The organism is Bacillus sp. LQ01, from assembly GCF_057624735.1.
Map to the genome: position 1 here is coordinate 2,243,732 of NZ_JBYEZL010000001.1, position 20,637 is coordinate 2,264,368.

At 32.8% G+C, this 20,637-nt stretch carries 13 protein-coding genes and 3 pseudogenes; 5 read left to right on the forward strand and 11 right to left on the reverse strand.

Annotated elements, in window-relative coordinates; translation table 11 throughout:
* The first annotated feature begins 156 nt into the window (after positions 1–156).
* Positions 157–1,290 (forward strand): zinc-dependent alcohol dehydrogenase, encoded by a 1,134-nt coding sequence (locus AC22L0_RS11745; protein ID WP_087966885.1) that lies wholly within the window; start codon positions 157–159, stop codon positions 1,288–1,290.
* 233 nt (positions 1,291–1,523) lie between these two features.
* Positions 1,524–2,378, forward strand: coding sequence for a manganese catalase family protein (locus tag AC22L0_RS11750; RefSeq protein WP_087966883.1), 855 nt, complete (start codon positions 1,524–1,526; stop codon positions 2,376–2,378).
* A 238-nt stretch (positions 2,379–2,616) separates the two neighbouring features.
* Here the strand turns inward: AC22L0_RS11750 and aspA are convergent, their stop codons facing one another.
* Complete coding sequence (gene aspA, locus AC22L0_RS11755; RefSeq protein ID WP_454430105.1) at positions 2,617–4,047, reverse strand: aspartate ammonia-lyase; 1,431 nt, start codon at positions 4,045–4,047, stop codon at positions 2,617–2,619.
* Between the two features lie 53 nt (positions 4,048–4,100).
* Positions 4,101–5,105, reverse strand: a complete 1,005-nt coding sequence (ansA, locus tag AC22L0_RS11760; RefSeq protein WP_000722296.1) for an asparaginase — start codon at positions 5,103–5,105, stop codon at positions 4,101–4,103.
* Positions 5,106–5,289: 184 nt separating this feature from the next.
* Here ansA and ansR point away from each other — a divergent pair, with 184 nt between their 5' ends.
* The 3 genes and pseudogenes from ansR to AC22L0_RS11775 all read left to right on the forward strand — a co-directional run.
* The gene (gene ansR / locus AC22L0_RS11765; protein WP_487272270.1) at positions 5,290–5,667 is read left to right on the forward strand and encodes an HTH-type transcriptional regulator AnsR; all 378 of its coding nucleotides are present in this window, start codon (positions 5,290–5,292) and stop codon (positions 5,665–5,667) included.
* Between the two features lie 66 nt (positions 5,668–5,733).
* Positions 5,734–5,939: pseudogene (locus tag AC22L0_RS11770) on the forward strand (DUF1304 domain-containing protein); the annotation flags it as partial.
* A 103-nt stretch (positions 5,940–6,042) separates the two neighbouring features.
* Positions 6,043–6,129 (forward strand): annotated as a pseudogene (locus tag AC22L0_RS11775) (IS3 family transposase); the annotation flags it as partial.
* 125 nt (positions 6,130–6,254) lie between these two features.
* Here the strand turns inward: AC22L0_RS11775 and AC22L0_RS11780 are convergent.
* From AC22L0_RS11780 to hblC, 9 genes and pseudogenes are all read right to left on the reverse strand, one after another.
* A pseudogene (locus AC22L0_RS11780) lies at positions 6,255–6,385 on the reverse strand (excinuclease ABC subunit C); the annotation flags it as partial.
* Positions 6,386–6,531: 146 nt separating this feature from the next.
* Positions 6,532–7,611: a Ger(x)C family spore germination protein gene (locus tag AC22L0_RS11785; protein WP_087965166.1), complete on the reverse strand. Its 1,080-nt coding sequence runs from the start codon at positions 7,609–7,611 to the stop codon at positions 6,532–6,534.
* Between the two features lie 2 nt (positions 7,612–7,613).
* Positions 7,614–8,696, reverse strand: a complete 1,083-nt coding sequence (locus tag AC22L0_RS11790) for a GerAB/ArcD/ProY family transporter (protein ID WP_000809694.1) — start codon at positions 8,694–8,696, stop codon at positions 7,614–7,616.
* 20 nt (positions 8,697–8,716) lie between these two features.
* A complete protein-coding gene (locus tag AC22L0_RS11795; RefSeq protein ID WP_000802290.1) occupies positions 8,717–10,216 on the reverse strand; it encodes a spore germination protein in 1,500 nt (499 codons plus the stop codon).
* Positions 10,217–10,576: 360 nt separating this feature from the next.
* Positions 10,577–12,982: a PAS domain S-box protein gene (locus AC22L0_RS11800; RefSeq protein WP_087965164.1), complete on the reverse strand. Its 2,406-nt coding sequence runs from the start codon at positions 12,980–12,982 to the stop codon at positions 10,577–10,579.
* 693 nt (positions 12,983–13,675) lie between these two features.
* On the reverse strand, positions 13,676–15,076 hold the full coding sequence (gene hblB, locus AC22L0_RS11805) for a hemolysin BL regulatory component HblB (protein WP_000976141.1): 1,401 nt from the start codon (positions 15,074–15,076) through the stop codon (positions 13,676–13,678).
* A gap of 375 nt (positions 15,077–15,451) precedes the next feature.
* Positions 15,452–16,579, reverse strand: coding sequence for a hemolysin BL binding component B (gene hblA, locus AC22L0_RS11810; protein ID WP_487272271.1), 1,128 nt, complete (start codon positions 16,577–16,579; stop codon positions 15,452–15,454).
* Positions 16,580–16,615: 36 nt separating this feature from the next.
* Positions 16,616–17,836 (reverse strand): hemolytic enterotoxin HBL lytic component L1, encoded by a 1,221-nt coding sequence (hblD, locus tag AC22L0_RS11815; protein WP_000714435.1) that lies wholly within the window; start codon positions 17,834–17,836, stop codon positions 16,616–16,618.
* Positions 17,837–17,897: 61 nt separating this feature from the next.
* Entirely contained in the window at positions 17,898–19,217 is a 1,320-nt protein-coding gene (hblC, locus tag AC22L0_RS11820; protein ID WP_000850227.1) for a hemolytic enterotoxin HBL lytic component L2, read from the reverse strand.
* Positions 19,218–20,637 lie beyond the last annotated feature (1,420 nt).

Consider the following 20,637-nt stretch of genomic DNA (forward strand, 5'->3'; position numbering starts at 1 on the left):
CAAAACATATAAGAAAGAATAACTGATATAACATACTTTCATAACAACACTATGTATACTTCCTAATTCCCTTCAGTAAATAAAAGCAAGATTTCTATTTCAACAAGAGATTAAATAAAATTATGTTTTGAGACATAATCCAAAAGGAGATATGAGATGAAAGCTGTAACCTATCAAGGACCAAATCAAGTACAAGTTAAACAAGTTGATGATGCAAAGTTAGAGAAAAAAGATGATATTATTGTAAGAATTACTTCAACCGCTATTTGCGGTTCTGATTTACATTTATATCAAGGTAACATGCCCTTACCTCAAGGATACATTATCGGCCATGAACCAATGGGAATCGTTGAAGAAGTCGGCCCAGATGTCACTAAAGTGAAAAAAGGCGATCGTGTTGTCATCCCCTTCAACGTTTCTTGTGGACATTGTTTCTATTGCCAACATGAAATGGAAAGTCAATGTGATAACTCAAACCCTCATTACGATTCTGGTGGATACTTTGGTTATACGGAGAAATTTGGTAATCATCCAGGCGGACAAGCAGAATATTTAAAAGTTCCATTTGGAAATTTTACTCCATTTGTTATACCGGAATCATGCGAGCTTGAAGATGAATCCCTACTATTTTTATCAGATGTTTTACCTACAGCCTATTGGAGTGTAATAAACGCAGGCGTTAAGCCAGGTGATACTGTTATCGTCCTTGGTTGTGGACCTGTTGGATTAATGACACAAAAATTTGCTTGGATGCAAGGTGCTAAACGTGTAATTGCAGTGGATTACTTAGATTATCGGATGAATTATGCAAAAAAGATTAACAACGTTGAGGTATTTGAGTTTACAAAATTTCCAGATATGGGAGAACATTTAAAGGAAATTACACATGGCGGTGCTGATGTAGTCATTGATTGCGTGGGAATGGATGGAAAAAAATCGCCACTAGAATTTCTGGAACAAAAATTGAAATTACAAGGCGGAACTCTCGGCCCTATTCAAATTGCTACGAAAGCTGTAAGAAAATATGGAACGGTTCAAATAACTGGCGTTTATGGTGGCAATTATAATGCATTTCCACTCGGAGCATTTTGGGTTAGAAATATTAATCTTAAAATGGGACAAGCACCTGTCATTCATTTTATGCCAGAACTATTTGAAAAAATAACAAATAAAGAATTTGATCCAAAAGAGATTATTACACACAAAATCCCCCTTGAAGAAGCGAGCTACGGTTATCAAATTTTTAATAATCGTGAAGATGATTGTATAAAAGTCATTCTGAAGCCTTGAAGCTACAATTCATTATTCTTAATGAAAAGATAAGATTACATTTCGTAATCTTATCTTTTTTTATTAAATGCTAAGTATCTATCCCCTATTTTCATCTCACATCTAAAATAGTTATTTTCAAAAATTTTGCATTTTGAGATAATAATTAATTGGTAAAAACATGAATTAAAGTATTAAGTAACCAAATAGCGGACACGATAACAATGTTAACTAACTTAAAAGAGGTGTACTTCATGTTTTATTATAAAGAAGAACTGATTAATATTATCAAGCCGGACAAACCAGATCCAGCTGCCGCAAAAGTTTTACAAGAAATATTAGGTGGGCATTATGGCGAAATGCGTACAATGATGCAATACTTCTTCCAAAGCTCAAATTTTAGAGGTAAAGAGAAGCAATATCGTGATTTACTTCGAGGTGTTTTTTTAGAGGAAATAAGCCATGTAGAACTTGTACAACATACAATTAATCAACTATTAACTGGATCTGGTGAACCTACGCCAGGAAATGCTGGTATTGACAACGCACCACTTGATGAAGCGGTTAAACATGCAAATCCTCACCACTTTATTGTAGGTGCTCAAAGTTCATTGCCTGTTGATGCAGCTGGCAACCCATGGAATGGATCTTGGGTATATAGTCATGGGAATTTAATTAGCGATTTATTAGATAACGTAGTACTTGAATCTACAGGTGTACTTCAAAAAACTAGAATTTATGAAATGAGTTCCAATCAAACTTTTAGAGAAACACTTGCATTTTTAATTGTACGTGATAATGCACATCAAAATGCTTTCGCAAAAGCTTTAGAGACATTGGGTGTTGAATGGGGGAAACTCTTCCCTGTGCCGAACTATGATATTAATAAATACCCAGAGTGCAGAAAGTATGTAGACATGGGATTCCATAACGCACAATTTAATTTTAGTTTAGATCCAACAAGAATGGGAGAAATATTCCAAGGTGAATCACCAAGTAGAAACAAAGGAACATTAGCAGTAACTGACCCGCCAAAAGGTTTTCCTGTACCAGAACTTCCTGAAATGCCAAATGAGCATAGTCCTGGATTAAAAGATATGGATCTTTAAGATCATTATGGCCAACTATTTATTCATGGTTGGTCATAATGCTTTATAAAGGTTCATGTGAATTTGTTGTTAACATGATAGGATATTTTAATAAATCCTCTTTATTTAAAAGTGATGTTGATTATATTGCTGCTCCTCTTAATTTTGTTTCTATAAACCATTAAACGCCACTGTATACTTACTTATAATCTCCCTATATTGTAAACAAAGAGAAGGGACTTGTCCCCCCCCTCTTCTTTTAATTTTTCTTTAAAAGAATTGCTCCTGCAATCCCTGGGTGTGTCATTTCGAATGGATCTAGAATTAACTCTAAGTCTTCTTGTGACAATACACCATTTTTCACACAAAGTTCTCGAACGGATTGCCCTGTTGCAATTGCTTCTTTCGCAACGCAGGCTGCTGCTTCATAACCGATATGAGGGTTCACGGCTGTAATAATTCCTACACTTTTCTCAACATACTCTTTTAAGCGATCTTCATTCGCTTCAATTCCTTTTAAGCAATTATCTGTAAAAGCACGGAAACCGTTATTCATAATGCTAATCGATTGCAGTAAGTTGAAAACAAGTACTGGTTCCATAACGTTTAATTCTAATTGTCCTGCTTCTGAAGCAAGGCAAATTGTATGATCATTACCTATTACTTGGAACGCAATTTGATTAATAACTTCTGGCATAACAGGGTTTACTTTCCCTGGCATAATAGATGAACCTGGTTGACGAGCTGGTAACATAATTTCCGCTAAGCCAACACGTGGACCTGATGCCATTAAGCGAAGGTCATTCGCGATTTTAGACATATTCATCATACATACTTTAAGTGCTGCAGATACTTCAGTATAAGCATCCGTATTTTGCGTCGCATCTACTAAATCTTCTGCACCAACAAGCGGTAGTTCACTAATTGCAGCTAAATGTTTTACAACTGCTTCAATATATTCTGGATCTGCATTTAAGCCTGTACCAACTGCAGTTGCCCCCATATTTACTTCATATAAATGTTGACGCGATTGTTGAATTCGTTTCATATCACGTTCAAGTACGCGAGAGTATGCTTTAAACTCTTGTCCAAGGCGAATTGGCACAGCGTCTTGTAAATGTGTACGTCCCATTTTAATCACATGATCGAACTGTTCGGCTTTTAATTCAAATACATCATGCATATAACCCATCGTTTGTAATAAGCCTTCTAATGCATTTAACGTTGCGATATGAATCGCCGTTGGGAATGCATCATTTGTTGATTGGGCCATATTTACATGACTATTTGGACTAATATAATGATAGTCTCCCTTTTCCATTCCTAATAATTCAAGAGCACGATTGGCAATGACTTCATTTGCATTCATGTTCATTGAAGTACCCGCTCCACCCTGAATTGGATCGACGATGAAATGATCGTGCCATTTTCCATCAAGAATTTCTTGAGCAGCTTCTGCGATCGCGCCACCCTTGTTCAATTCCAATCTTCCTACATCTGTATTAGCAAGCGCTGCTGCTTTTTTTACAATTGCGAACGCTCTAATTAAACTTTCATGAATTTTATACCCTGTAATCGGGAAATTTTCAACAGCGCGTAAAGTCTGAATTCCGTAATATGCCTCAATAGGTAATTCCTTTCCTCCCAAAAAATCATTCTCTACTCGCATATTCTTGTTTGTCATTGCCATTTTAATTTCTCCCCCATATTAAATGTAAAACCTAAATAAATCATATGAAGTCATTACCAATCCTTATCAGATTTTATTGTTAAATCGTAGACTAAAGGCTCTTCAATAATTTTTTTAATCTCTTCTAATTTATTAGTTTTCCCAAGCGCCCACATCAATTTTGCTATGATGGCTTCCGTATTCATATCTCCAGACAATATTACTTGATGTTGTGCCACTTTCCGTCCTACTTCATAGAGAAGTATGTCTTCTCCTTCTTCCAGGCATTGAGTAGTAATCACTACAGCAATCCCCATTTCAGTCAACTCTTGAATTTTCGAAAGCAAGTTCCTTCCTTCAAAAGGTAATCCACCGTTTCCAAAACTTTCAATAATAATTCCTTTATACAAATCTTTTAAGCAATCAAATATCTCTGGCTTTGTACCTGGATACAATTTCATAAGAAAAACATCCGTACATAAATTAGTATTTATTGAAAGTTCATTATGGGGGGACGTTGGCTTCCAATGATATTTCACTTCATCTTCATTTACCTCAGCAACATATGGATAATTCACACTTTCAAATGCATCATAACTTTTTGTTCGCATTTTAACTGCTCTCGTCCCAATAATCACCCTACTATCAAAAACAATAAACACACCGCCAACATCCTCACAGGCAAATCTAAGAGCATCAGCTACATTTTTCTTTGCATCTGTCTTTTTAAAACTAATAGGTACTTGTGAGCCTGTTAAAACAACTGGTTTTCTTAAACCTTGCAGCATATAAGATAACGCGGAAGATGTATAAGCTAACGTATCCGTTCCATGTGTAATCACAAACCCGTCATAGTCATCATAGTGATTAAAAACAGCATTAGCTATTTCTTTCCAGTGCTCAGGTTGCATATTGGTACTATCAATATTCATTAAGATTTTGCAATCTATTTCTAAGTTTCGAGAAGACTTCGAAAAATAATTCAATAATTCCTCAGCAGACAATCCTGGAACAAGCCCCTCATTCCCCTCCACAGATGCAATTGTCCCACCAGTTGCAAGTAATAAAATTTTCTTCATACACAACCCCTCCATAAAATAAACAACGATATATCGTTCGCGTAATGCGTATTTATATTTATCATTATAGAACTTAATTTGAATTAATCAAGATTTTGTATTCAATACGCGTACTTTTTTTCTATTCTTGATTCTTTTTCTATGCTATAATTAATTTAATAAAATTAGATGGGGTATGAGACGAATGCTGGAACGTTTATCTAAATTAAGAAAAAATCAAAAATGGTCCTTACAAGAGACAGCAGATCGACTTGGGATTGCGAAAAGCACCTATGCTGGTTATGAAAATGGTTATAGATTACCTTCATTACAATCTTTATCTAAAATAGCCGATTTATTTGATACATCTGTAGATTATATATTAGGTCGAATTGAACATTCACATCAAAACAAAGATGTAATTGATATTACAAGACTCCTAAACGATCCAGATGCAACACTTTTAGTAGATGGAGAATCACTGTCAACAGAAGAGATAATAGATTTTATTGCTTTTGTGAGAAGTAAACGAGAACTAAGTTCCAAGAGAATAGAAAATATTGAACCAACATGTAAAAGTTAATTCAATAAAAAACGAAGACACTGCACTCTTTAAACTTAGAAATACTTAGACAATTAATTTGTAAACGGTTTATATAATGGATTCTTAGCAGCTGGCCTCATTTGGGGACTTATACTTGGAAACAATCCCATTGGTTATATGATTCAATTATTTTTCATCATTTGTGTGGGGTAGCAGCTATTTTCGGAGGTCTCACATCCAATAAATCAATTATCATGAAACAAGGACTTCTCGCTATTTTAGCGTTGCTTGCCCTTTTATCTGTCATATAGAACTAAAGCTTTTCAATAAAGGAACTCACTTTTGAAGAATACGCCATTCTTTCTGTAGATTTATAAGAAAGAATGGCGTTTTTGTATGTCTATTTCTGTATCGAGAGAATTTGAAAGTATAACAGAATTCAAACAAGAATTAGCAAAGTATATAAAGTACTATAATCATGAAAGAATCAAGGAAAAATAAAAGGGAATGAATCCGGTATTGTACTAGGCTCATTCCCTAGAGGCTACTTAACAAACCGACCTTTCTAACTTTCGGGGACACAGTCTAGTTGAAGTGCTACAAGCAACGAATTTACTATTTTAAAGTTAAGTATTTAACCTTGAAGTACTTAATTCTTTTTTCCAGACAAAGCATACATTATATCTTGATGCTTTATTGTCCTCTTATAATTATGTGGTATCGGGAATTTGTTTCGTTGTTCTTTTATTATAATTATGATTACTATAAGTGATAAAGCTACAGGTATAAAAACGATTAACAAAGCATCTTAATGTTTATGAAATTCTTTGTTAATCGTTTCTCTTCTCCCTAATCTCCTGCGAGACTATATTTTTTATTAAAATTTCCCATATCTTATTTGATTTATTCTGTGACACCAGATTGGGTTACTCTTACATCAGCTGTTACACGAAAACGTAAATCTTTATAGGATTCTTCCCATTCTTGACTGTTCCATTTTCTTACGTGAGTTCTACCAAGCTTTCTAAGTCCTATAGGATCTGTGTCTTTTTTAATAAATCTCTTTATCAATGTAGTTGCTTTTTTTTCTATTTCTTTTTCCATAATTTTTTCTAATTTTTTTATTTCTTTAGGATTATCTAGATTTTTTGTTTTTGTAAATTCTTGAATTTCAGCTTTAACTTGAATATGAGCATTTACGAATGGATGCTTACTATTCCCCTCCATCTTATATTTTGTTCTAGCTTTTATATTCTCTATCGTAGCGTAAGTATTTGAAGAACCAGGTAGTTTGAATTGGTATGTACCTTGTTTAAAATTATCTGTCAACAATTTAAATACAAATAAATCTTTAGGGTTCACTTTATCAACCATTTTACATCTTTTAAAAAGTGCTATTCCATCTAACTCCAACACGTTACCTTTTTTAGATATTATCGGTAAATAGGAATCTCTCGCATCATCATTAAGTTGGTTTAAAAACATAAAAAAATTTGTTTTGGGCTGCGTTCCATTGTCCATATTTTGCTCCAGTAAAGAGGATAGATAGGAAGCAATTTCTTTTTCTTTAGAATAGTCCCCCTTTAATAGTGATTCCCCTTTTACATTTGTAATTGCTAAATAAATTGCATTTCCTACACTAGGATTTCGGTTCAAAGTCTCTAAAATTTCCTGCATTCCCTTTTCAATTATTTTTTCATTAAATATAATAACACGCAATTGCCCCAACTCTAGAGGTCCAGAAGATTTTTCGGATGCTCTTGCAAGAACTTCTCTACCAGTCTGGCCTGATGCTGAATAGATTTTTGTTTCACCTTCCCCGCCTCCTTTATAAGCTGAAATCGCAAAGGTTCCTTTTAGCTTACCTTCTGCTTCGGTATCATATGCCGCAACTTGAACTAAGTCAATGTCATCCACAATTTTCGTTTTAGCACAACCTATTAAGAAGACACTTAATATAAGGAAAAGTATCCATCGCTTCATGTTTATCTCCTTAACTTTATTTTAGCCGTTTGAATTAGCCATAGTACAGGTAGGTATACATATATATATACAAAGCCCATTTGACCTGTCCAAGTATTTAATAAGTTAATTTTATTACGATTATTCAAGAAAAATGATAAAACAAAGATGAATAGGATGATAACTGGCAAAACATATTTTTGCTTTATTCCCAGTGCCTCTTTTATACCACGACTTACTCCCCATAATGTAAAGGAAACATTGGGTAATATAAAAAAAGCCCAAACAGAAACAATAATGTATTCAAACCGCTCTATAAAGGGAAATTGTATAATTTTAATCATGCTTAAATATGCCCATATCGCACTCGCTAGTTGTTTTTCACTAAAAAATGCAAGAGTTAAAATCATAAGGTATGTGTAGACAATAGTCGTTACTAAATTTGCATAGTGCGCATATTTTTGAGACGTTTTTGCCTTTTTAATAAATGGGTAGTACAGCAATAACATTTCAAATCCAAAAAAACTAAACATATTTCCTTTCATTCCTTTCATAATTTCTAGGAATGAATGCTGTGCAATTGGAAATAAATTCTGGAAATCTGCATACTGCAAAGGATAAAAAAATGTGAAGATTAGAATGCTTGGGATAACGATTCCAAAGAAGCCGATTCCGGCAACTACACGAAATCCTCCAGTAACAATGTAATAACATAGACCCAAAAAAGCCCCTGCTATAACCCAAGATGAAATTGAAGGAAACATCCAAACATGTACTACTTCGATATAAGTATGTAGTGTTGTTGCACCTAACAATACAATATAGGATAAAAAAATGAAGTTGAGCAATCCACCAATCCATTTTCCAAGTACGTTTTGATTGATTGCAATGATGTCTCCATTACCCTGATTTAAAATCTGATATATGATCCAAATCATAACATTAACAGATATTCCAAAAAGTAGCGTGCTAATCCACGCATCATTTCCAACTAATTTTGCACTAATCCTTTCAAAACCAAGCATACCAACTCCCAACTGTATAGTAATAATTAAAAAAAATACCATATATGGCGAGACTTGATACTCAATTGGGATCTGTTTCATAATGCTCCTCCCTGTTAAATTCAATCATCAAAATCATTTCGTGATATGATTTTATTTTTCTCTACCTCTTCTGGATTAAAGCGAAAACGCTGTTTAGACCTTGAAAAAATAGGACGTCGAAACATCGCTGAGATTGGCATACGTATAATGCTGTCTTTCCAATCTGTAGGACGTGTAGGATAAAAAGGGAACAAATAAGGACGTCTTAATGATTCTGTACGTAATAAGCGTACTAAAAGGAAAGAACTTGTTAAAACAATTCCTAATAAGCCCAATAGGTGTGCAGATATTATAAAAGGAAAACGAATTACTCGAATTGTATTACCAATTCGATATATTGGTGCTGTAAATGAACTAAGAGCTGAAAGTGCAACAATGATAATAAGTACGTTACTTGTAAGACTTGCTTCTACCGATGCTTGTCCAATTACAATACCACCTACGATACCGACAGTTAAACCCACTTTAGTTGGTAAACGTGCCCCTGCTTCTCTCAGTAATTCAATCGTTATTTCTAAAAAAAGTGCTTCAATTAATGGAGGAAAAGGTACTTTACTTCTCGATATGATTAACGTTTCAAGAAGTTCTTTTGGGATAAGCTCGTAATGATATGTTAAGATCGAGACATATAATGGCGTCGTTAAGACAGAAAATATAAAAGCAAAAAGCCTTAATAGACGAAAAAAAGAGGCTATAATCCAAGGCATGGTGTAATCTTCTGTCGTAGAAAAAAAATCAATTAATGTTGTTGGAAGAGTGATGGCATAAGGCGAGCCATCTACAAAAAGTGCAATTTTCCCTTCTGCTAATACAGCTGCCACACGGTCCGGACGTTCTGTATTCAAAAATTGAGGGAATATAGAATTCGGGTTGTCTGCAATTAACTGCATCAAATAAGTACTATCCAAAACATGGTCTGTTTTTATTTGACTTACCCTTTTTATAATTTCTTGTAGATTTTGATCATTTACAATTCCCTCAATAAATACAATCGCAACAGTTGTGTTAGAGAGAGAGCCTACTTTCAATTCCTTCATTTGTAAATAAGGTGTTGGGAGCTTTCTACGTACTAAATTTAAATTTACATCTAAATCTTCGACAAATGCGATTTGCGGACCCACAATATTGTATTCAATTTCAGCTTTTGTAATATCCCTTTTTTCTTTCTTTGACACATTTACTAACAAACAATTTAGTTTATCTGTATCGAACTGAATAAGTATATAGCCATTTAAAATACTATCCTGAATATCTTCAATTTGATTTGTTATTTTTGAATTTTCAAAGGGTAAGACAGACCGAATATCTTGTAATGAATCGCAGCTCTTCTCTTTTATATAAGTTAAAACCTCTTCATGAAATATATTTACATCGATTAAGGTTCTAAAATATGAAATGACTATAGAGGATTTGTTTGAAGCGATCTCCAACGTTATAAAATCTTTAGATTTTTTTAGTAATTGCATTAATTCCTGCAAAGATTTTATAGAGTGAACAGGTACTTTTTCATGTGGTTTCAATTGATAATACCCTTCCTTTCAAAAAGAACCTATATATAGTTTTTAGAAATTTCTATTTTAAAAATGAGGGATATTTATATGTCAATATGCTCATTAAAAATAATGCCTTTTTAACTAACTTAACCAAAATTAGTTAAAAAATGTATTACAAGTAAAAATTTGAAATATCCCCAAGAAAAATTACAATATTAAAAACATCCTTTCTTTTGGTTCTAAAGAAAGGATGTTTTTATAACAGGCTTTTTCAAGTGTCTATTCTATAGGGTACATTTACCAGTGTTCTTCTCTTTATTATTTCATTAAGTAACATTATCATTACATTCTGTATGGTTTCTTAAAAAATTTCAGTAAAAGAACATATTAATTTTGAAGTGTACAAATAGGGAGAGTGACTTCAACTGTAGTTCCCTTATTCACTTCACTCTCAATAAATACCTTTCCCTGATGTGTTTCAATGATTTTATAACAGATCATTAACCCTAAGCCAATCCCCTCTTCTTTAATACTATAAAAAGGTTCTCCAAGGTATGGTATACGTTCTTTTGGAATCCCACACCCTTGATCGATAAAACGAATACTTAATTGATTATTATCAAGTATATTTAATTGAATGAGAATTTCTCCTCCCATCGGCATAGATTCAATTGCATTTTTTAATATATTAACAAATACTTGCTTTAATTGATTTCCTTCACATGAAATCAATGGAATACCAGGGTTAAGATCGATTCTAATTTTTATATTATTCATCATTGCTTGAGGTTGTAGTAGCATTAAAACTTGATCCATTAGCACACTAATATCATTAGGTTTTATTTTTACCACCTGTGGTTTGGCTACCGCCATAAATTCAGTTGTAATACTCTCTATACGCTCAATCTCTGACGATACTATATTTATATAACCTTGATTATTTTCATTTTCCGTTGATTTTAGTAATTGCATGAACCCTTTCATTGCAGTTAATGGATTATTAATCTCATGAGCCATTACAGTCGCTAATTGTCCTACAACAGCAAGTTTTTCAGATTTTCGTAATAATTCTTCTGTTTTTAGCCGTTCAGTGATATCACGAGAAATACTTAGGAAAACTTTTTTACCATTTAAGTTAAAAACACGAACACTAAACTCAGTTGTTATTACTTTTCCTGTTGGAAAAACATATTCATCTTGCAAAGTGAAGGAAGTTTGTCCCTTTTTAATTTTTTCTAATAACCTTACGATTATTTGAGAATCTTGTGGTACTATATTTGAAAATGATAATGAGAGCAACTCTTCTCTACTATATCCAAATCTTCTACACCCAACAGGGTTTACCTCAATAAATCGACTTGGAGCATTATCTTCATTCAGCTCTACTACATATACCGCATCAGTTGCTTGTTCAATTAGTGCACGGTACTTCATTTCACTATCTCTTAATTGCTGGTGTAATCGATGTCGTTCTCTTTCTGCTTGTTTTCTTTCAGAGATGTCTCTACATATTGCTGATAAAGCTATCACATTTCCTCTTACATCTAGTATAGGAGAAACTGTCAGACTGACATCAAGAAGACTCCCATCGCTCCTTTGTCTAACAGTTTCTAATCTAGTAACCACAGATTCGCCTGTTAGAATTTTCTGAATATTTTTAAGCGATTCTTCCATTAAAAAATCTGGTACACAAGGTAATCTCTTACCTATGATTTCTTGTGATGACCACCCAAATATCTTTTCATAAGCTTTATTCGCTTGTAAAATATGCCCTTCTCGATCAGAAATGGTAATAGCATCTAGATTGTGCTTTATAAATGATTCCAATAATTCTTTGGTAGCGCTTAATTCTGATTCTACCTTTTTCCTTTCGGTTATATCAACTGTAGAACCAACAACTTCAATAACTTGTCCATTTCGTTTAATCGGCCTAAGCGCAATAAGAATAATAGTTTTATCATTTGGCCAAGGTAATTCAAATATAATTTCTTTTCCTTCCCATGCCTGAAGATAGTACTTCATCAATTGTGGAACTAAATGTGGAGGAACAATAGAAGCATCAATAGTACGTAAGCTTTTTCCTACCACCTGTTCAGAATAAAATCCGTTTTGATAATAAAACTGTCCATCACATAAAGTGTGTATAAAGTGCTTACCCACTTTTTTAAATTTAAAAATTCCTCCTTGAAGCTCATGTACGGTATCTGCAAGTTCTTGCTTCGATTTTTTTAATTCTCGATTCATTTTAGATAAGTCCTGTGTTAAATAATACAATCTCTGGTAGGCTTCCATAAGAAATAGCCCAATTAAAAGCCCTAACGCTATATATAATAAGCCTCCTGTGTAAAGTAATGTAGTATTAAATAATACGCCAACTAACCACTTTATTCCAATAAAAACAGAAAAATATAACGATGCACTTTTAAAAGGATGTAGTTTTTTAAAATAAGTTTTAAAGGTAGAAAATAGAATCCCCATACCTAAATAAGCAATCACAGGAGGTTCCCAGTACCCTCCTGTGTAAAAGATACGCATTACAATTATGCTAATTAACGTAATCCAACCAGCAATACGACCAAAGTAAATAAAAGATAGAATAAGAGGAACAACTCGAAGATCGTAGGAAAATCCCATGTATGGAAAAGAAAAGAACATTAACGTAACTGCAATAATCCCTCCATAGAGCTTTTCAAAATATCGACTAGAATTAATTGTAAACACTTGAATAAATATTGCTGCGCTAACTAATAAAGAAAAAATAGAAAGGTTGATGAAATAATCTTTAATAATCATGTAATGTCCCTCCTTGCATTAAGTGTATTCGACAAAAAAGCTAAAAATCCTACAAATTGTATAAACAGTTCAAATGCATAAATTTTAAACTAGGATAAAATCTAGAAAAGTAAATAAGGGGCACAGCAGATGAGATATTTTAATGAAAAATAGTTCAAAAAAGATAATAGTAACCGTTGACTACTATTATCTTTTTTCTTTAATTTATCGTAATATGTCTGAAACTCTAAGGGACGTGGTATGTCATTTCATCAAACAATGATTATATGCTGAGTGATGAATATAGAAATTTCAGCAGTAATTTTTGAAAAATAACATAAAAAACAAAACTATCTTTAAAAATGGAAAAAAACTATATAAATGTCAACTAATCTATGTACAAAAACGTTCACTTAATTTTGCATAAAATCACTCAACTTAGGAAGCTAAGTAGTTCTTCAAGGTCGATAAGAACACCTGTAGATGCTTCAGGATAACTACATAATTGTATGAGTAATGTACTTGAAACCTTTCGGTAAAACCATACACATAAGACAACTAACTCCTTGGTTCAATATTTACTTTTTCGCTGAACAAATTCTTTTTCTTGAGCAAATTATTCTAGGATATAAGGAGATATATGCCATTGCAATTTTTCAATTAACTTGGTGTCTAGTTTATTCTCCAGCTCCAATTACTTCGTTACTTTCAGATTCAGTTCATTATATTTTGTACTTTGTCTTTATACACAACATATTCTTTACCATCCACTACTGCTACTACCGCAAATTCATCATTTGGATTGAATGAAAGCCAATCAGCCCACATGTTAGTATTAGCCCCTCCACTCCACATATTATGAACAGTGTTTTTAGTTAAATTCATAACTTTATAAGACGCATTTGGCGCATTTGTTCCAGTCTTTATTTCAAAAGTGTATGCGTTATGAATTTTTTTATAAAAGTAGAAAACGTTTGATGGACGAAGCTGATTCAAAAAATCCTGTTCTTTTTTCTCTGCAATTTTTATCCCTTCTTGCAAAGTGACAACATCTGTTTTTAATGTTTTCCAACTGTTTTTCGCTGCATTCAAGCTAGGGGTTAAGAATTTATATTTATTTTGATCAGCTTTTTGATCAGCTTTATCAATATGTCCCAGTACACCCGAATATTGAGAATCTAAATCCTCCCATTGCGTAGACATATAAGTAAGAGCAGTGATAGCACTATCAAGCATACTATGCATATCACTAATATTATGAAATGCAACTCCAACTACACGATTCAATGTTATTTTATAATCTACAGTCTGACGCAATTTTGCTAATTCAGGTTCTAGCCAACCTAACTTACCTCTTGCATCACCTATCATTATGCCACCAGCAATCAAGGTTGGAATAAAGGGGATTTTCACCATGTCTAAGCCCTTAGATTCTATGTCTTTCTGATATTTTACTTGTCCTAAAAGGTCCTCTAGACGCTTTTGGTCAGCCTCCACATCAGCACCTTGGTTTTTTAAAATCGATTGCAATGTCTCTTTATGACTTCCAAATGTTCTAACATCTTCTCCAATAGCATTTTTTAATTGAATTAATTCTTCTTTTAATGCTTTTGCAGACTTTTGATTTTGTTGAATTCCTCCCTGTAAATCTGTAATCCCTTTTTTTAAAGTATCTCCATTTCCAGTATTGATCGCCTCTACTAAGGTTTCATAATAATTTTCAAATTTTGTATCGTATTCTATAATGCCTGTCAATGTATCAAAAAGCTGTTTTTTTACTTGTGTATTCCATGTAACAGCATGTGCTCTTGCATTCTTTTGATCTTGTACAATTTTACTAGGTAAATCTGCATTTCCATTAATAGTTATTCCTTCAAAACTCACATCTGGATTATTAATTAGCAAATAAGAATATTCATTCATAGCTTTTGCAAATAAACCAGCATCTTGCAAAGCTTTTTTCATCTGTTCTTCATTTGCTGAAAGAGACATATTTTCAGTGTTCGTTTGTTCAATTTCAATTGCAAAAGTTTCTAGTGGTATGACTGCATAAGTAGTTGTTATAGTTAAAAACGCTGATACAGCGAGTAGTTTATGAGGGATTTTTTTCATCATTTCGTATTCCTCCTATATAAGGTATGGTTTCAAGTTCTAATCTTATTAAAAAGCGATGTCTTTCAAAATGAGTTCTACATCTTTTATCAGTATCGTTTGAACTTTCTTTAGCAGCCTTCAAATCATTAAGTATTAAAGAAAATGTATATAATCTGCTTCAAATTAACCGATTCTGTTGCAAATTTTAAAAAAGCAATTAAACTACAAGGTTATTTTTTATTCGAATCATACTTATATATAATTGAAAGGCGAAGTCTTTAATGAGACTCCGCCTTTCTGTTATATAAGGATTTATTAATTATTACTTTTCTGTTTAACAGTGTAATCATAGACTTTCTATGTTTTAGTTCACTTTACAACAGAATTAATATTTCCCTATTTTTGTGGAGTAACAGTTTCCACTTTTAATTCCTTTATTCCTTCTTTTAATGTAACAGCATCTGTTCGTAATGTTTTCCAACTGTCTTTCGCTGCATTTAAATTAGGTTTTAAGAATTTAAATTTATTTTGATCGGCTTTTTGAGCTGCATTCTCAATATGCCCTAGAACGCCCGAATATTGAGAATCTAAATCATGCCACTGTGTGGACATATAAGTAAGAGCGTTAATAGCATCATCAAGCGCCTTGTGCATTTCATTAATATTACTGTAAGCAACTCCAACTACACGATTTAAGGTTACTTTATAATCCACGGTCTGACGTAATTCTGCTAATAAAGGCTCTAACTTACCTAAATTATCCCTTGCTACTCCCACTATGATACCGCCAATTATTGGTAGACCCAAAATAGCACCCTTCATTACATTAAACCCATCAGATTCTAATTGTTTATAATAGTTTACTGATTCTAATACTTCTTCTAGACGCTTTTGATCGGCATCAACATCTGCACCTTGATTTTTTAAAATTGACTGCAAGAGCTCTTTATTACTTCCAAATGCTCTAACATCGTGTCCAATAGAGTCTCTTAATTTAGTTAATTCTTCTATTAGTTGTTGTGCATACTTTTGGTTTTGTTGAATTTCACCTCGTAAATCTGTAATCCCTTCTTTTAAAGTTTCTCCATCCCCTGTATTAATCGCCTCTATCATTGTTTCATAATAATTATCAAATGTTGTATCGTATTCAACAATACCATTCAATGTATCTAAAAGCTGTTTTTTTACTTTCGTATCCCAAGTAACGGCATGTGCCCTTGCATTCTTTTGATCTTGTACGATTCTACCAGGTAAATCTACATACCCATTAATGGTAATTCCCTCAAAATTCACATCAGGATTCTTAATTAACATATAAGAATAGGCATTCATAGATTTTGCAAATAATCCAGCCTTTTGCAAGGTCTCTTTCATTCTCGCTTCATTTGCAGAAAGTGCTGTATCTTCATTGTTCGTTTGTTCAATTTCACTTGCAAAAGTTGTTACTGGTGAAACTACATTAGCAGTTGTAATAGTTAATAACGTCGATACAGCGAGTAATTTGTAAGGGATTTTTTTTATCATTTCATTTTCCTCCAATTTAGGTTTTAAATTTCAGTTCTACTCCTGTTTAAAAGCAATATCTTTTGAAATGAATTCTGCATCTTTATGAATATCATTCCAACTTTCTTTAGCGGCTTTTAAATCATCTGGTATTAAAGAGAATTTGTGGTCTTGCATAGAATCGATATTATCCAATAAATCTGTATAATTTGCACCCATTGTATTCCATTGCTTTTGAATATTTGTTAGAGACAATATCGCTTGATCTACAGTCTGATATAGATATGCCAATGTTTCTTTCGCGTTAGTAAGCGAAAGAACTGCTTGATTAGCACGATCTGCTTTCATACTTAATTCTCCGATTTTGTTAGAAATTTCATTATAGGAGTCCATATGCTTAGATGCTGTGACACCAGCCGCTGTTCCTAGACCGATACCAGCTGCACCAAGAGCCGAGAGTCCACCAACAACAGCCGGTGTTGCTGTACCGCCAGTTACAACAATAACTACCGCTCCTCCAATAGCTGCAATAACTAAAATAGCTGCTCCCAATCCACCACCAATTGACCATGCTAATACATCATCAAAATGTTTTTTCTGAGTAGAACGAAGTTGCTCAATTTCAGCTTGAAGTTGTGGAATCGTTGCCTGTTGACCTGCTAATATTGCAGTTAATCCACCTTTCCCATCCGGACCACCAACATTATTTTTAAAATCTGTAGAATTTTGATATAGTTTCCCTTTGAAGTCTTGTAGCATCTTAATCACATCTGTAACTTCTTTTGAATTTGTATTGATTGTAGTAATTAAATCATTTATACCCTCTTTTAGACCTGCCTTATCTTTCTTTTGTACAGTTTCTACTAATGTGTCGTAATAATTTTGAAATTGTTCATCGTAATTTACAATATTACGAGCAGTTTTTTGAATCTGTGGCTTCGCTGTATCTAACCAGTAATTCGCATTGATTCGTGACAGCTCTTGATTAAGGTGAATATTTTTGAGCAACTCTCCCCCCTCTGAGCCTAAATCGATATTAGATAAATTTACATTTGGTTGCTTAATCATTGTTTTTGCGTATAAATCCATTACTAGAATATGAGACCCTGTTTCAGCTAATGCTTTCTTCAGTCCTTCGGGGCCTAATGCATAATTGCCTACTTTTTGTTCTTGAGCGGTCGTTTCTTGTGCAAATGCATGAATAGTGTTACCGGTAGTAGCAGTTATAACTGTTGCTAATGTAGCTAAAGTTAATACTTTGAATGGAAATTTTTTCATGACTATTCTCCTTCTTTCGCTAAATGCTTATAATCTTTATGAATTACCAAAAAACGCAATATTAAAATTTATATACTTGTTCTTCAAGGTAACTTATTACATTTTTTAATTGTCTTAATGTATCTTTTTGAGACTGCTCGTTAGTTGTATCAACATTAGTGGATAATTTTGTAATACTATTTTTTATTAGATTTAAATCTTCTTTATAGCGCTTTAGTAGATCCAGTTCTACATCTACTTGATTTGCAAACGTATGCAAATCATTTTGTGTAAGAAGAAGCATTGATTTTTGTAAATCAGCTATTGATAATTTCGTTGTTAAATCATATATTTTTTGATTTTGTTTCTCTAAATCATCTAAATATGCTCGCTGTTCTGCTGTTAATTTATTTACTTCAGCAAAAACGCCAAATGTTTTCTTAATCTTTTCGGTATCAATGACCTTCATCAGGTCATACTCTTGTGTTTTTGCTGCGGCTGCGGCTGCTATTTCACCTTGTTTGCTTTTCTCAATTGCTTCACGAGCTGCTTTTTTTGCTGCTTCAATCTCTAGAGCAGTTTTACCTTGTTCTGTCGCTTCTTGCGCCGCTTTTTTCTCCGCTTCTAAAATAGAGTTGTTAATTTCTTTTCCTTTGTTATACGCTGCCACCCCTGCTTGAGCAGCCGGTTCAATAATTTCTTTTGAAAGACTATAAACTTCTTTGAATATAGCAAATCCCTGTTCATTTAAAGCCCCTGGTATTAATGCAATTTGCTGTAAATCATTTTGAATTGCTTTTTTGGTATTTAATATTTCATTTTTTAACTGATCTATTTTTCCTGTTCCATCTGTACTTAGTATGCCTTGCGCAGTTGCCACATTAGTATCAAAATCTTTTAATTTTTTATCAAGCTGTAATTTAAGATCTGTTAATTCATTGATTTGTCGTTGCGCATTTTCTTGATTCGTCATAGCCATTTCTTGAAGTACTTCAAGTCTATCCGAAAACCCTTCTCTATCTTCTTTATTGTCTACAAACGATTTTAATGTCGGGTAATAACTATTAAATTTTGTTACAAATCCTTTACTTTTTGAATTTAATAGAATTAACTGTGGATAGAGTTCCGATGACCATTCCTTCATATCTTGTTTGATTAGGAATTGATTGGTATTTAAAGCTGGGACTTCCTCTAGCTGTACATTAGGACTCATTAAAGATTGATCAATATACGTTTGGACTAATTTGGAATGCGCACCTAATTTTCGTAATGATGAAGAAATATCCATGTTTTCTTGTTGAGTTTCTGCTTGAACGATTGGTGTTGCGAGAGTATTGATAGGAATAGTTGCTCCAGTTACAATGGATGTTATTAAAAATCCTGTCATTATTTTAGTTTTCATTCCGTACACTCCTTTACCATTGTTTTTATAACTTAATTCATATAACTTGTACGACCGCTCTCTTTGTAAACTGGATAAGAAGGAGAAATCTTTCAGATACGTTAATATCGTTGTTTTTTACTTCTAATAGGATATAAGGATTTTATTTATCTCTCATTTCGATACTCTATTTTTTAAAATATAAATAACAAAAATTTATTAACTATATTTGAATCAGGCACCTTATGAGTAGTAAATTATTAATTCTTTCCTAAAGTTGCGGTTTAACTTACAGAATCGTGAGGATCAATAAACCAATGCTTACAGTTAATCTTGTCATAACATTGTTTAATTTCAATTTGATAATATCCCTCTTAGTTTTGTCAGCAAACTCCTTACTAGACAACAAAAGATGAAATTATACTGTACATTGCTTATACTTTTATTGCGGAATAACTTCACTTTTGTTACGCAGAAACTTAGAACACGTTTATTACCAATTTGATTCTTGACCTCTTGTAAACGAATTGACTATTTAGAAAATTATTAAAGACATAATGTTACTTACAACTTCACTATAATTCCTATTAGCGTAACCTTCTCCTTTCTGTCTGGTCATACCAGTTATGTTGTTCATTAAAACATTAAATTTTTAATGCGTAAATAGAAAAATTTTGTCGATTAAGCTCGATAATTTACTGTTAAATAAAAATATGAACCGAAAAAAATTATATAAATATAGTTATTTGTAAATTTCATTTCTGTAATTGTAATGATTACAAATTAATGTGTATACGGTTAAAAATAACTATTTTAGCTCAGCCAAGAAATTTTATTTTAGAAAAAATACTTATAGAATAATATAATAGGTCTTTTTATACTTTTTTACCTTTATTTAGTTATGTATAATTGCATAAAATGTAGATATATTTAGTAATATATGTTATATTGTTGATTTTTTACAAAACATCCTAATATCATTATTAATAAATATCTAATATGAAGATATTAGTCTATAAACTTATCTTCGTTATAAACGTAGGTTTTAAATTACAAAAAAGCTGCAAAGCTTCCTTGGAACACTTTGCAGCCTTCTGTATTTTTATTCCCTTTAGCAAAATAACGGTTAGTGTATTTTTTCAAATTAACAATATGGTACAAAGATTTCCATTGAGCTTTTACTCACATATGTGTTTATAAAGTCTTCAAGAGCTATTTGTTTGAGCTGACATCAGACTAGTTTATCTGATTCAGAACTATACCGATAAAGTGCAACTTTAATCAGTGGGGGTTTTGTTCATCCCCACTGATTATTAGCCCACACCAATCGGGCTTTTACGGGCAGCCCGCCCCCCACCTAACTTCTTTGCTTTCGCTGAATTTTTAGATGGAGGTCTTACTGCCCGGCAAATAGCGGGATAAATTCAGCACATGATTGTTA

Coding starts and splice junctions, on each gene's coding strand:
- AC22L0_RS11745 (WP_087966885.1), top strand. CDS start 157: ATGAAAGCTGTAACCTATCAAGGACCAAATCAAGTACAAGTTAAACAA.
- AC22L0_RS11750 (WP_087966883.1), top strand. CDS start 1,524: ATGTTTTATTATAAAGAAGAACTGATTAATATTATCAAGCCGGACAAA.
- aspA (WP_454430105.1), bottom strand. CDS start 4,047: ATGGCAATGACAAACAAGAATATGCGAGTAGAGAATGATTTTTTGGGA.
- ansA (WP_000722296.1), bottom strand. CDS start 5,105: ATGAAGAAAATTTTATTACTTGCAACTGGTGGGACAATTGCATCTGTG.
- ansR (WP_487272270.1), top strand. CDS start 5,290: ATGCTGGAACGTTTATCTAAATTAAGAAAAAATCAAAAATGGTCCTTA.
- AC22L0_RS11785 (WP_087965166.1), bottom strand. CDS start 7,611: ATGAAGCGATGGATACTTTTCCTTATATTAAGTGTCTTCTTAATAGGT.
- AC22L0_RS11790 (WP_000809694.1), bottom strand. CDS start 8,696: ATGAAACAGATCCCAATTGAGTATCAAGTCTCGCCATATATGGTATTT.
- AC22L0_RS11800 (WP_087965164.1), bottom strand. CDS start 12,982: ATGATTATTAAAGATTATTTCATCAACCTTTCTATTTTTTCTTTATTA.
- hblB (WP_000976141.1), bottom strand. CDS start 15,076: ATGATGAAAAAAATCCCTCATAAACTACTCGCTGTATCAGCGTTTTTA.
- hblA (WP_487272271.1), bottom strand. CDS start 16,579: ATGATAAAAAAAATCCCTTACAAATTACTCGCTGTATCGACGTTATTA.
- hblD (WP_000714435.1), bottom strand. CDS start 17,836: ATGAAAAAATTTCCATTCAAAGTATTAACTTTAGCTACATTAGCAACA.
- hblC (WP_000850227.1), bottom strand. CDS start 19,217: ATGAAAACTAAAATAATGACAGGATTTTTAATAACATCCATTGTAACT.